A 12,680-nucleotide genomic window follows, 5' to 3' on the forward strand; every position below is an offset into this window, starting at 1 on the left:
TACAATGGATATGAATGCCTATCTGTCGATGTTCATCGACGAATCTAACGACCATCTTCAAACCTTGAATGAAAACTTATTGCGACTGGAAGGCGAGCCGGAAGATCTATCAATTGTTCAAAATATATTCCGCTCCGCTCATACTTTGAAAGGCATGTCGGCTACGATGGGATATGAGGATCTGGCTGCCTTGACACATGAAATGGAAAATGTGCTTGATCTTGTTCGCAATAGCAAGCTCAAGATGGACAGCTTTATATTTGATACGCTTTTCAAGGGTCTTGATGCGCTGGAGGCAATGGTGCAGGATATCGTTAACGGTGGTACTGGTAAAGCGGATGTGACATCAATTGTGGCCGCCTTGCAGTCGATTTTTAGCGGAGAGCATAAACTATCGGTGCCGGATCAAAAGGCTGCAGCGGAAGGCGATTCTTCCAATGCGGACAAGCCTATTTTGCTGCTGGACGAGTACCAGACTTCGGTGATTAAGCAATCCATTGATAGCGGACATCAGGCTTATCATATTCATGTAACGATTCGCGAGGACTGTTTGCTGAAAGCAGTTCGTGCCTACATGGTATTCAACCTGCTGGAAGCACACGGAGAGATTGTGAAATCGGAACCTTCTGTACAGGATTTGGAACAGGAAAAATTCGATCGTTCCTTTACTGTATTTACCATTACACAGACGAAGCTGGAAGACCTGCATACGCAAATTATGAATGTATCCGAAGTGGAGACGGCAGTTATAACTTTGCTGGATGAGGAATCGCTACATCTGCTAAGCACGCCAACAGCGAATCAGCAAGCTGAGGCTGAGGTGAAGAAAGCGAAGGAAGAGGTTGCAGCAGCAATTGCAGTCGTCGAGAAAAAAGAAGAGGCAGCCAAGGCTCCCGCAGCGGCTGCGCCTCGTAAAGATTCGCCTGCTCAAGCAGCGCCAGCGGCGGTTAATCGGACGATTCGCGTTGATATCGACCGTTTGGATACGCTGATGAATCTGTTCAGTGAGCTGCTCATTGATCGCGTTCGACTAGAACAGCTTTCAAGCGAAATTAAACGCAATGACTTGACTGAGACGGTTGAGCATATGACGCGTGTCAGCACAGATTTGCAAAATATCGTACTCAAGCTGCGCATGGTTCCCGTCGATTCGGTATTCAACCGTTTCCCTCGCATGATTCGCGATTTGGCGAAGTCGCTTGATAAAAAAATCGATTTGGTCATTACTGGAGCGGATACAGAGCTTGACCGTACCGTTATTGATGAAATTGGCGATCCGCTCGTTCACTTGCTCCGCAACTCTGTCGATCATGGCATCGAGACGGTGGAAGAACGGATTGCGGCAGGCAAGTCAGAAGTAGGTACCATTTTCCTGCGCGCTTACCACAGCGGCAACCATGTGTTTATTGAAGTGGAAGAGGATGGACGCGGCATTAACCAAGAGCGCGTGCTGAAGACGGCGATCAAAAACGGCGTCGTTACCGAAGATGAGGCGAAAAAGCTGTCCAGCGACGAAATCAATATGCTGATTTTTGCAGCAGGCTTTAGTACAGCTGAGAAAATATCGGATATTTCCGGACGCGGTGTAGGACTGGACGTTGTACGTTCCAAAATTACGTCGCTTGGTGGAAATGTTACCATTGACTCGGTGTTTGGCAGAGGAACGAAATTCTCGGTACAGCTTCCGCTGACGCTGTCGATTATTTCGGCGATGCTGATCAAGCTGGGCTCGGAAAAATATGCGATTCCGCTGTCCTCCATTGTGGAGACCAGCATTATCCGCAGATCGCAAATTTTGAACGTTCATGGCAATTTAATGATTGAATTCCGCAATACCGTTATTCCTCTTGTATCGCTGAGCCGTGTGCTTGAGACACCTGACTTTAATGATAGCGCCGAGGAAGAAACCGAAATTGTAGTGGTGCGCAAGGGAGAAAAATGGGCGGCAGTCACCGTCGATGAGTTTATCGGCCAAAACGAGATCGTGCTCAAAACGCTTGGCAAATATTTGACCAATATCGAGGCGATTTCTGGAGCGACGATTTTAGGTGACGGCCAGGTCGCATTAATTATTGATCCTAACGCATTAATCAAATAGGAGGTTTTCACAATGGGAGAAGAATTGAAGGTCATTGTTTTTGCGCTAGCTGATGAGGAATACGGTATTGAAGTAGATAAAGTTAGAACAATAGAGCGGATGTCGCCGATTACCCGCGTGCCTAAAACAGCCGCTTTTATTAAAGGCGTTATGAATTTGCGCGGTGTTGTTGTGCCGGTTGTCGATCTTCGTGGGCGTTTTGGCCTACCTGAGCAGGAACCGACAGATAATTCGCGAATTATAGTAGTAGCGGTAGATGATCTTGAAGTAGGATTTATTGTCGATTCCGCGAATGATGTCATAGATATCGATACGGACAACATCGATTCTCCACCGGAAATCGTAGGCGGCGTTAAAGCGAAGTACTTGCACGGTATTGCCAAGCTCGGGGACAGCAGACTGCTTATTATGCTAAATCTAGTTGAGGTGCTGAATAAAAACGAGATCGAACAGCTCATGCAACTGGAGGGATAGAAGTGGCACAGTTCAGCAAGTTTGAAGCTTTTGAGCTTGACGTACTAAAGGAAGTCGGCAATATAGGCGCGGGCAATGCAGCTACTGCATTGTCTCGTCTTCTTAACAAGCCAGTCGATATGGGTGTTCCGAAGGTCAGCCTGCTGCCCTTCGAAGAAATTGCCGATCGCGTAGGCGGAATGGAGCAGGTCGTCATCGCGGTGTTTTTAAGAGTGGAAGGCGAAGCGCCGGGCAATATGTTTTTTATCATTCAGGAGGACGCAGCGAAGCGTTTGCTGACTCAGCTGCTGTCATTGCCTCATGATGATGAGAACGGCTATTCCGAAATGGAGCTGTCGGCTTTATGCGAAATCGGAAATATTTTGACCGGCTCGTATCTGTCTTCGTTGGCTGATTTTACCCATTTGGCGATGGCTCCATCGGTTCCATCCGTTGCGCTGGACATGGCGGGAGCTATTTTAAGCTATGGCTTGCTGCAATATGGCGAAATGGGCGATTCCGCGCTATTGATAGAGACGACATTTCTCGAAGACTGCCAAGACCTGGAAGGCCATTTTTTCCTCATACCTGACCCTGAATCATTTACAAAAATTTTCCGCGCTCTGGGAGTAAATGTCGAATGATACAGCAAAATTTGATTAAGGTTGGAATGGCTGATTTAAATATTGCAACTGAGGGTTCCGTCCTCAAAACAACAGGGCTTGGTTCTTGTGTAGGACTTACGCTTTATGATCCGGTTAATAAAGTAGCCGGAATGGCCCATGTTATGCTGCCTTCCTCTGAAATTGCAAGAGAGGCAACGATTAACTTGGCGAAATATGCGGATACGGCCATTCCTGAGCTTGTTGAACGGATGAAGCATGTGGGCGCACAGCAAAATCGCCTTGTAGCGAAAATGGCTGGCGGCGCTCAAATGTTCGCCTTTTCAGGTCAGTCGGACTCTATGCGCATTGGTCCGCGAAATGTCGAATCTTGCCTTGAGATCGTCAACAAGTTCAAAATTCCTGTGTTTGCACAGGATACGGGCGGCAATTATGGTCGCACCATTGAGTTCGACAGCGGAAGCGGTCTGTTACTCATTCGCAGCGTACAGCTTGGAATAAAGGAGATTTGAATTATTATGATCGGAAATTGGCGATGGAATGTCGGATTAGGACTCACGGGTGTTATATTAACGATTCTTTTCTCACTCGGTAAAAATGCGGTCACAGTCATACTGCTGCGCAGTGTATATGCATTCATCGCCTTTGTTGTCATTGCGTTTATACTGCGTGCAGTGCTTACGTTTATTTTGAAGCCGCCGGCATTGCTGGATAACGGCGCTGCAGAAGAAGATGGAATAGGAACACAGTTTAATTTGACTACGCCGGATGAAAGCGAAGATTTAAATCAGCTGTTGAAAGACGGGCTGGATATTCGCCCAGCGCAAGATGAGGCAGATAGCAGAAAGCCAATGGAACAAGAGCAAGAGCCGTTTCGGCCATTAGCGCCGCCACAGCTCGTGTCTGCACAAAACAAAGAACCGGAAGAACTGGCTAAAGTAGTACGTCACCTGACAGGAGGGTGAAAAATATGATTGCTTCTTTAAACATTCCGATGTGGCAAGCTTGGAAAGAAGAAGGGGATATTGAAGCGAAGAAGCGGCTTATTGAGCAATATTTGCCGCTTGTTGATTATGTGACCAATCGTATGGCTATTGGCCTGCCTAAAAACGTATCCAAGGATGACCTTGCCAGCAATGGCGTTATGGGTTTAATTGATGCAATAGAGAAGTTTGACTATTGCCGGGGGCTGCAGTTTGAGACCTATGCATCCTGGCGCATTCGCGGCGCAATTATTGATGGTCTCCGTCAAGGCGACTGGGTTCCGCGGTCCGTGAGAGAGAAAGCGAAAAAAGTGGAAGAGGCTTATCAAAAGCTGGAACAACAGTATTTACGCTCGGTTTCCGATGCTGAAATTAGCAATTACCTGAACATAACGGAAAAGGAGTTTACAACGATGCTTCAAGAGATTGCGGTAACGACTGTATGTTCGCTTGAGGATCCTCTTCGTGAGGAAGAGTCGGAAACAAGACTTTCGCTGCTCGTGGATGAACGGGCAAAAAATCCTGACCATAAAGTCCATGAAGTATATTTGAAAGATTCATTGGTTAATGGAATAGAGAAGCTGACGGAGAAGGAACGTATCGTCGTTTCCCTTTTTTATTATGAAGAGCTGTCTTTAAGTGAGATTGCAGACGTCATGTCGCTCTCGCCGTCACGAATTTCGCAGCTCCATTCCAAAGCTATTTTACGTCTTAGAGGAGCTTTATCCAAGCATAAAGATCAACTAATGCAGTACTAGAGTGGAGGCGTGTAATGGAAGGTCAATCATTAGATACCATTATGAGCGTTCAAATATCTGCAGATAAAATGTCAGCCTTTTTGACATTCAAACGTTTGACGGATGATTTTGAATGCTCGCTTGAACAATTAGAGCAGTTTGTGCAAAGTAGCGGAGTGAGCGTTGGAATTGTGCCCGGCGTCCTTCAAAACATTTGTAACAATCCGCTCGCTTTTTATAAAGAGCAAACTTTAATTGCTGAAGGAAAGCCTGCTGAAGTTGGCAAGGACGGCTTTGTTCAATTTATTTATGATATGAAAAGCAAAGAGCGGCGCCCGGCTGAAAATGAAGATGGCACCGTAGATTTTAAGGAAATGACGCAGTTGAAAAATGTGACGCGCGGCCAGCTGATTGCTGAACTGGTCGAACCTGCTGCTGGCGAACCGGGCATGACGGTAACCGGGAATGAGGTTGCATCGAAAGAAGGCAAGGCGGCGCGTTTTAAAATAGGAAAAAATGTCGTGCTGAACAATGAGCAAACCGCAATGTATGCGGCACTGGACGGACTCATTACGATGACGGATAAGGATAAAATCAATGTATTTCCTATTTACGAAGTGAATGGCGACGTAGATTATAAAATAGGAAATATTGATTTTGTCGGTACCGTAGTCATCCGAGGGAATGTGCTAAGCGGCTTCCGCGTCAAATCTGCCGGGGATATTCGCATCATTGGCGGAGTTGAGGGCGCCGATTTGGACGCTGAAGGCTCTATTGAAATATCAGGCGGCATTATGGCTGGCAACAAAGGTTTTGTCAAAGCCGGAAAAAATGTGAAATGCTCCTTTATCCAGGACGGCAACGTTATTGCCGGCGATGATGTGCTCGTATCGCAAAGCATTATGCATTCGAATGTTCGCGCTGGTAAAAATGTTATTTGTTCAGGGGCCAAGGGGCTGATTGTTGGCGGGACTATTCAAGCGGGCGAGCGGGTTAAAGCTCGTACAATCGGCAATACGATGTCTACTGCAACAGTAGTTGAAGTAGGTGTAAAGCCAGAGCATCGCTCGGAGCTGCTGGAATTGCGCACAAAACTCAAGCAGCATAACGAGAGCATGGATAAGGCGGATAAAGCGCTTGTGATTTTGGATCAATTGGCTGCAATTGGGCAGCTAACAGATGACAAAATGGCCATGCGCATTAAGCTAAGCGCGACCAAACGGCAGTCGCTGACAGAGGTTGAGCAGTTCCGTGAACGGATTTTGGATATTGAGCGCACGCTTGAAGATAGCGAGCAAGCTGGGGTTGACGTCAATAACATTATTTATGGCGGAATCAAAATTGTAATTGGCCGATATACGAAATATATTAAAGACCCGCTGCAGCGTGTTTCCTTTCAGTATTTAGATGGAGATATTTCACAGGTGAGTTACCGTTCGTAAAAACTTGAGCAAGCTGACCCAATAGGGAGGTAATCAAGATGGCTTTCAAACCTATTGATTTGCAAATATCGGTTCCTCGCACACCGGAGTCCAGCGGACTTCAAAGCCATATGAATCATAAGCCGATGTCGGACCAGACGAAGCTTGCCGAGCAGCAAGCTGCGCAGACCGAGCTTGTTCGCCACAAAAATACGGAAGTTGAGCATTCCGTAGGCCTGAACGTTCGTCAGGATCAAGAAACAAGCAAGCAATCTGATGAACGCAAGGGCAAACACAAAAAACAGGATGGGCAGGACAAGCATGAAGAAAGCCATCCCCCTGTGCATCCCTATAAGGGACATCATGTAGATATTTCGCTTTAAAGGCAGGTGGGAGCAAGCATGTCTAACTGGCAATACATAGTTTTGCTTGGCGCTGTAGTCGTTGTTTTTGGGTTGCTTTTGCCTAGAAGGAAACAGCCCGCAGCCGCGCAAGCCGTCAATAATATGGAAGTTTCACTGGAACAGTTTATGGAAAACATGGAGCAGGACAATCGTGAGCTTACTGCACTTATCGTGCAATCACAAGAGGAAGCACGTGCCAAGGCACAGCGCAGCGAGGAGCGTTTAGCCGAGCTGGAGCGTAAATATAGCGCTATGGAGCAGCTTTTTGAGCAGCAGAAGGCTTCCGCAGTGTCGGTGCAAGCTGCCCAGGTGATGCCGGTCAAGGTTGACGTTCCCATTACACCCGCTCCAGCTGCGCTACAGGAAGAGCCTGAAGAGCTGGAAGAGCCAGCTCCGCCAGTGAAGCAATCGATTCAAGAGCGTTATGCCGATTTGTTTGCGCTTCATCAGCAAGGCAAGTCTATTGAGGCAATTGCAAAAAAAATGAACATGAACAAGGGCGAGGTTCAGCTTATCCTTCAGCTTGCGAAACAGGAGGAGGGTGCCCGTGTTTAAAAACCGTGTTTTTTTAACCGGGCTTGGCCTTGGCATTATTATCGGCGCATTATTGCTCCAAATGATGATGATTGGCGAATCCAGCCAGCAAAAGCTCAGTAACCGCGACAATGCAGATGCTGGGCAAGAGGAAAAGATATATTCGCAAAGTGAAGTCGATGCGATTGTTGAAGCGCAACGGGCAACGAGCAGCATAAAGGAAGAAAGCGAAGCAGCGGCAGTGCCTTCACCAACCTCTTCGCCTAAACAAATGCCTTCTGAAAGCGCTGCTCCGCAAGCCTCCGCCCCAGCTTCCCCAAAGGCATCAGCAGTGCCAACGGATAATTCTTCAGCTGCTGCGGACACGGATGAAAATACCATTCGCAAAATGGTTCGCATTCAGGCAGGAACGAATTTGACTGCGGCGTCTGAGCTGCTGGCCAAGGAGAAGCTGATTAGTGATAAAGCGGCATTTATCCGCAAAATGAAGCAAGAAAAGAAACTGGTTCGCGCCGGTTATTTTTTGTTTACCGGGAATCCTTCGCTTGAGGAAGTTATTACAACCATTACGACACAGCCGATGACACCAGAGGAAGTAAAAGCTTTTAATTCGTAATAAAATGGCGGAATGCGGTAATTTTCGCTCGGAGATTGTTGCGTACGGCATGCAGTTATGGTATATTAATTGACGGTGTTAAAAACACACGCTGATTAATTTCGTTAACGGTGCTTCTGCTTAGGTGGAAGTTTTAACGAAAGATGACGTCGGCGGAGGGCACTACAAAAAAACCATTATCAGGAGGTGTTGGAGAAATGGCGGTTATTTCCATGAAACAGCTACTTGAAGCTGGGGTACACTTCGGTCATCAGACTCGTCGTTGGAACCCGAAGATGGATCGTTATATCTTCACTGAAAGAAACGGAATTTACATTATCGATTTGCAAAAAACAGTTAAAAAAGTTGACGAGGCTTATAACTTCGTTCGCTCGATCGCTGCAGAGGGCGGCACTATGCTGTTCGTCGGCACGAAGAAGCAAGCTCAAGATTCCGTTAAGGAAGAAGCTGAGCGTTGCGGCAACTTCTACATCAACCAACGTTGGCTCGGCGGTACGCTGACTAACTTCCAAACGATTCAAAAACGTATCGACCGTTTGAAAACTTTGGAGAAATGGGAAGAGGACGGCACTTTCGAAGTTCTTCCTAAGAAAGAAGTTATTATTCTTCGCAAAGAAAAAGACCGTTTGGAAAAATTCCTTGGCGGCATCAAAGGCATGAAATCGTTGCCTAGCGCTTTGTTCATCATCGATCCTCGTAAAGAGCGTATCGCTGTTGCTGAAGCACGCAAACTTGGAATTCCTATCGTAGGTATCGTTGATACAAACTGCGATCCAGACGAAATTGACTATGTCATTCCTGGTAATGATGATGCAATTCGTGCGGTTAAATTGCTTACGTCCAAGATGGCTGATGCAATTGTTGAAGCTAACCAAGGTGAGCAAACAACTGCTTAATTCAATAAACGTAAGCTATTAGGCGAAGGGCGGTCAGAAGGTGAAAGCCTCTCACCGCCCTTTTTTCACGAATACCTAATTAAATAAATCGAAACCTTCAGGAGGGCTCAAAATGGCAGTTAGTGCGAGCGCAGTAAAAGAACTTCGCGAAAGAACAGGAGCAGGAATGCTCGATTGTAAAAAAGCTTTGGATCATACAGACAACGATATCACGAAAGCGATTGAATTCCTTCGTGAGAAAGGCCTTGCTGCTGCAGCTAACAAAGCTGGTCGTATTGCAACAGAAGGCGTTGTTGAATCCTACATTCACGCTGGCGGCCGTATTGGCGTTCTAGTTGAAGTTAACTGTGAAACAGACTTCGTTGCTAAAACAGACCAATTCCGTGAGTTTGCAAGAGATATCGCGATGCAAATCGCTGCTGCAAACCCTAAATTCGTTCGCCGCGAAGAAGTTCCTGGCGATGAGCTTGAAAAAGAACGCGAAATTTTGCGTGCACAAGCACTTAACGAAGGCAAGCCTGAGAAAATCGTTGATAAAATGGTTGAAGGCCGTATTTCCAAATACTATGAAGAATATTGCTTGCTTGAGCAAACGTTCATCAAAAACCCAGACCAAACGATTTCCGAGCTTCTTAACGATAAAATCAACAAAATTGGTGAAAACATTTCAATCCGTCGTTTCGTTCGTTATGAGCTGGGCGAAGGTCTTGAGAAAAAAGTTGATAACTTCGTAGAAGAAGTTATGTCGCAAGCTAAACTGTAAACCGATCGCAAAGGCGGGGCGGGGCGTCCGCCTCGCCTGCTTTCGTAAGCGGAGAAACTTTATATTTTGATAACCGGATGCAATCTAAGAGCTTTAGATTCATTCATGGAGGTAAGCAACGTTGGAAAAACCCGTGTTTAAACGTATAGTATTAAAAGTTAGCGGCGAATCGTTGGCAGGAAATAACGGCTACGGTATTGAGGCTTCGACAATTGCTTCTATTGCTGAGCAAGTAAAGGAAGTTGTAGCATTCGGTGTTGAAGTTGCCATTGTTGTAGGCGGCGGTAATATTTGGCGCGGAATTGCAGGAACTGCTAAAGGGATTGATCGCGCAACGGCGGATTACATGGGTATGCTGGCTACAGTTATGAATTCTCTTGCTCTACAGGATGCATTGGAACAAATTGAAGTGCCAACCCGCGTACAATCCTCGATTGCTATGCAGCAAATCGCTGAGCCGTACATTAGACGTCGTGCTATTCGCCACCTGGAGAAAGGCCGCGTCGTTATTTTCGCTGCTGGCACAGGCAATCCGTTCTTCTCAACAGATACGACAGCTGCTTTGCGTGCTGCTGAGATTGAAGCAGAAGTCATTTTGATGGCTAAAAACAAAGTGGATGGCGTATACTCTGCTGATCCATTCAAAGATCCAACTGCAGTTAAGTTCGAAGAGCTTACTTACATGGAAGTATTAAATAAAAATCTTGGTGTTATGGATGCGACAGCATCTTCGCTATGCATGGACAATAATATTCCGCTCGTTGTATTTGCAATTACAGAGCAGGATAATATTAAGCGGGTCGTGCTGGGCGAGAAAATTGGCACCATTGTGAGAGGAAGTGCGAAATAATGCCTCAAGCTATTAAGAAAAATGCCGAAGAACGTATGGAGAAAGCAATCGGTGCACTGCGCCGCGATTTGGCCAGCCTGCGTGCAGGCCGCGCATCAGCAGCTTTGCTTGATCGTGTGCAAGTTGAATATTACGGCGCATTGACACCAGTTGCACAACTGGCCAACATTAACACGCCGGATTCCCGGACGCTGATGATTCAGCCGTGGGATAAAACCTCCCTTGCAGCTATTGAAAAAGCGATTATGAAATCGGATCTTGGTTTGACGCCAGCTAATGACGGCTCAACGATTCGCATTTCGATTCCGCCGCTGACCGAGGAGCGTCGTACTGATCTTGTCAAAATGACGAAAAGATTCGGTGAAGAAGCGAAGGTAGCTGTCCGCAACATCCGTCGCGATGCGAATGATGATGTGAAGAAGCTGGAGAAAACGGACATTTCAGAAGATGAGTCCCGTCGTCATCAAGATGACATTCAAAAGCTGACAGACCGTTTTATCGTAGAAGTGGATAAAGTATTAGTAGCTAAAGAAAAAGAAATTATGGAAGTATAATTTCACTAAAGCCCCTCCGTTAGGTGGGGTTTGGTTTAAATATAAGGCTTTTATTTTTTTTGAAATGCCTTATATATCATCGCGAAACGCAAGCTGCCTTCTATTGGGTACGGTGGCAGCCGTTTACGCTTGTTAAATCCGGGTTGGAGGAACGAAGATGATCAGTCGACTTTGGGCTAAATTTAGCAAATCGTCCCCACGTCCGGCAGCGCCGCCACGATTAGACAACGTGCCTGAACATGTTGCTGTTATTATGGATGGAAACGGGCGTTGGGCCAAAGACCGTGGATTACCGCGAATAGCGGGTCATCATTCCGGGATGAAAGCGGTCAGACGCATTACGATGGCAGCAGACCGGCTCGGCGTTAAATATTTAACGCTTTATGCTTTTTCGACGGAAAACTGGAAAAGGCCTAAAGACGAAGTTGATTTTTTAATGAAGCTCCCTCAGCAATTTCTAGAAATTGAAATAGACGATTTGATGCAAAAAAATGTTCAGGTTCGCGTCATGGGGCACAGGGAGGATCTCCCATCCTTTACGATTAAAGCGTTGGACGAAGCAATGAGCAAGACGGCAAATAATACGGGACTCGTACTTACTTTTGCGCTAAACTATGGCAGCCGCAAGGAAATGCTTGAAGCGATCAAGGAGATCGCAGCGGATGTGCAAGAAGGACGGCTCACCTGTGACCAAATAGATGATCATGTGATGAGTTCGCATTTATTGACCCGCGACCTTCCGGATCCTGATCTGCTGATTCGCACGAGCGGAGAATTGCGTTTAAGCAATTTTATGCTTTGGCAGCTTGCCTATAGCGAAATGTGGTTTACGGACGTCTATTGGCCTGAATTTTCAGAGGCCCATTTCGAAGAAGCGATTGAGGAGTATGGGCGGCGCGCACGGCGATATGGCGGACTATAAGCTTCGATAACGGAGTGTGACCTATACATTGAAACAGCGAATAGTGACGGGAGTAGTAGCAGGCGCATTTTTTATTGCGCTTGCAGTAGCGGGAAGCTGGCTATATGCTGGTCTGCTCGTTTTGCTCGCGATGGTAGGCTTTACTGAATATGTCAAGATGAACGGCCAAGCTTGGGCTCATCCGGCTTCATTGCTCGGATACGCGGGTGTGCTGTTTTTTGTGCTACCATGGAACTTAATTGGGGTAGAAACGCCATCCTTCATGTTTGTAACGTGGGTGCTGGCCTTTTTGCTGCTTGCTCTAACGGTCTTGACCAAAAACAAAACAACGATCGATCATGCGGCATTTATGCTGCTTGGTGCGCTGTACGTTGGGATGGGCTTTGGAGCGATGAATGCGGTAAGACAGATGGATGATCATGGCTTGTTTTGGACATTTTTGCTTCTTGGCTGCATATGGTCCTCAGACATTGGCGCCTATTTTGCCGGGAAGGCATTTGGCAAAAACAAGCTCTGGCCATCGATTAGTCCGAATAAAACGATTGAGGGGGCGCTCGGAGGCGTTGTGCTGTCGCTTGTTGTGGCAGCTATCGGAGCTTTTTTCTTCCCCGACGTCATCGTATTTGGCAAAGCGCTTCTTATTGGGCTGCTGGCCGCTGTAGCTGGACAGTTTGGCGATTTAATTCAATCCGCTTACAAACGAGTACGTGATATCAAAGATACAGGCCGCATATTGCCTGGGCATGGCGGCGTTCTGGACCGTTGCGACAGCTGGATTATCGTATTTCCGTTGATCGTGCTCTCTGGTCTGCTTCCCATGTAATTT

16 protein-coding genes are annotated in these 12,680 nt (G+C 46.7%); all 16 read left to right on the top strand.

Features of this window, described 5'->3' with window-relative positions; all coding sequences use genetic code 11:
• Positions 1-4: 4 nt before the first annotated feature.
• Positions 5-2,098 carry a chemotaxis protein CheA gene (locus tag AC50X8_RS20805; protein WP_056038195.1) on the top strand — a complete coding sequence of 698 codons (2,094 nt, stop codon included), beginning with the start codon at positions 5-7 and terminating at the stop codon, positions 2,096-2,098.
• 12 nt (positions 2,099-2,110) lie between these two features.
• Entirely contained in the window at positions 2,111-2,572 is a 462-nt protein-coding gene (locus tag AC50X8_RS20810) for a chemotaxis protein CheW (RefSeq protein WP_056038192.1), read from the top strand.
• A 2-nt stretch (positions 2,573-2,574) separates the two neighbouring features.
• Positions 2,575-3,195 carry a chemotaxis protein CheC gene (locus AC50X8_RS20815; protein WP_046230734.1) on the top strand — a complete coding sequence of 207 codons (621 nt, stop codon included), beginning with the start codon at positions 2,575-2,577 and terminating at the stop codon, positions 3,193-3,195.
• The gene (locus tag AC50X8_RS20820; protein WP_099520662.1) at positions 3,192-3,686 is read left to right on the top strand and encodes a chemotaxis protein CheD; all 495 of its coding nucleotides are present in this window, start codon (positions 3,192-3,194) and stop codon (positions 3,684-3,686) included. Before AC50X8_RS20815 ends, AC50X8_RS20820 begins: the two co-directional genes overlap by 4 nt.
• Before the next feature lie 6 nt (positions 3,687-3,692).
• On the top strand, positions 3,693-4,139 hold the full coding sequence (locus AC50X8_RS20825) for a hypothetical protein (protein WP_494881257.1): 447 nt from the start codon (positions 3,693-3,695) through the stop codon (positions 4,137-4,139).
• Between the two features lie 5 nt (positions 4,140-4,144).
• Positions 4,145-4,915: a FliA/WhiG family RNA polymerase sigma factor gene (locus AC50X8_RS20830; RefSeq protein WP_046230737.1), complete on the top strand. Its 771-nt coding sequence runs from the start codon at positions 4,145-4,147 to the stop codon at positions 4,913-4,915.
• A 14-nt stretch (positions 4,916-4,929) separates the two neighbouring features.
• A complete protein-coding gene (locus AC50X8_RS20835) occupies positions 4,930-6,336 on the top strand; it encodes a flagellar assembly protein A (RefSeq protein WP_056038182.1) in 1,407 nt (468 codons plus the stop codon).
• Positions 6,337-6,374: 38 nt separating this feature from the next.
• Positions 6,375-6,698: a hypothetical protein gene (locus AC50X8_RS20840; RefSeq protein WP_056038180.1), complete on the top strand. Its 324-nt coding sequence runs from the start codon at positions 6,375-6,377 to the stop codon at positions 6,696-6,698.
• A gap of 18 nt (positions 6,699-6,716) precedes the next feature.
• Positions 6,717-7,274 (top strand): hypothetical protein, encoded by a 558-nt coding sequence (locus tag AC50X8_RS20845; protein ID WP_494863951.1) that lies wholly within the window; start codon positions 6,717-6,719, stop codon positions 7,272-7,274.
• The gene (locus AC50X8_RS20850; RefSeq protein WP_494881259.1) at positions 7,267-7,869 is read left to right on the top strand and encodes a hypothetical protein; all 603 of its coding nucleotides are present in this window, start codon (positions 7,267-7,269) and stop codon (positions 7,867-7,869) included. The genes AC50X8_RS20845 and AC50X8_RS20850 overlap by 8 nt, the downstream gene beginning before the upstream one ends.
• Before the next feature lie 197 nt (positions 7,870-8,066).
• Complete coding sequence (gene rpsB, locus AC50X8_RS20855) at positions 8,067-8,765, top strand: 30S ribosomal protein S2 (RefSeq protein ID WP_046230742.1); 699 nt, start codon at positions 8,067-8,069, stop codon at positions 8,763-8,765.
• Between the two features lie 112 nt (positions 8,766-8,877).
• The gene (tsf, locus tag AC50X8_RS20860) at positions 8,878-9,528 is read left to right on the top strand and encodes a translation elongation factor Ts (protein WP_056038172.1); all 651 of its coding nucleotides are present in this window, start codon (positions 8,878-8,880) and stop codon (positions 9,526-9,528) included.
• Between the two features lie 121 nt (positions 9,529-9,649).
• Complete coding sequence (pyrH, locus tag AC50X8_RS20865; RefSeq protein ID WP_046230744.1) at positions 9,650-10,378, top strand: UMP kinase; 729 nt, start codon at positions 9,650-9,652, stop codon at positions 10,376-10,378.
• A complete protein-coding gene (frr, locus tag AC50X8_RS20870) occupies positions 10,378-10,932 on the top strand; it encodes a ribosome recycling factor (RefSeq protein WP_056038169.1) in 555 nt (184 codons plus the stop codon). The genes pyrH and frr overlap by 1 nt, the downstream gene beginning before the upstream one ends.
• A 157-nt stretch (positions 10,933-11,089) precedes the next feature.
• Entirely contained in the window at positions 11,090-11,854 is a 765-nt protein-coding gene (uppS, locus tag AC50X8_RS20875) for an undecaprenyl pyrophosphate synthase (RefSeq protein WP_056038167.1), read from the top strand.
• A 28-nt stretch (positions 11,855-11,882) separates the two neighbouring features.
• On the top strand, positions 11,883-12,677 hold the full coding sequence (locus AC50X8_RS20880; RefSeq protein ID WP_494881261.1) for a phosphatidate cytidylyltransferase: 795 nt from the start codon (positions 11,883-11,885) through the stop codon (positions 12,675-12,677).
• The last annotated feature ends 3 nt before the right edge of the window (positions 12,678-12,680 follow it).

The organism is Paenibacillus sp. JT22N15 (genome assembly GCF_059383755.1).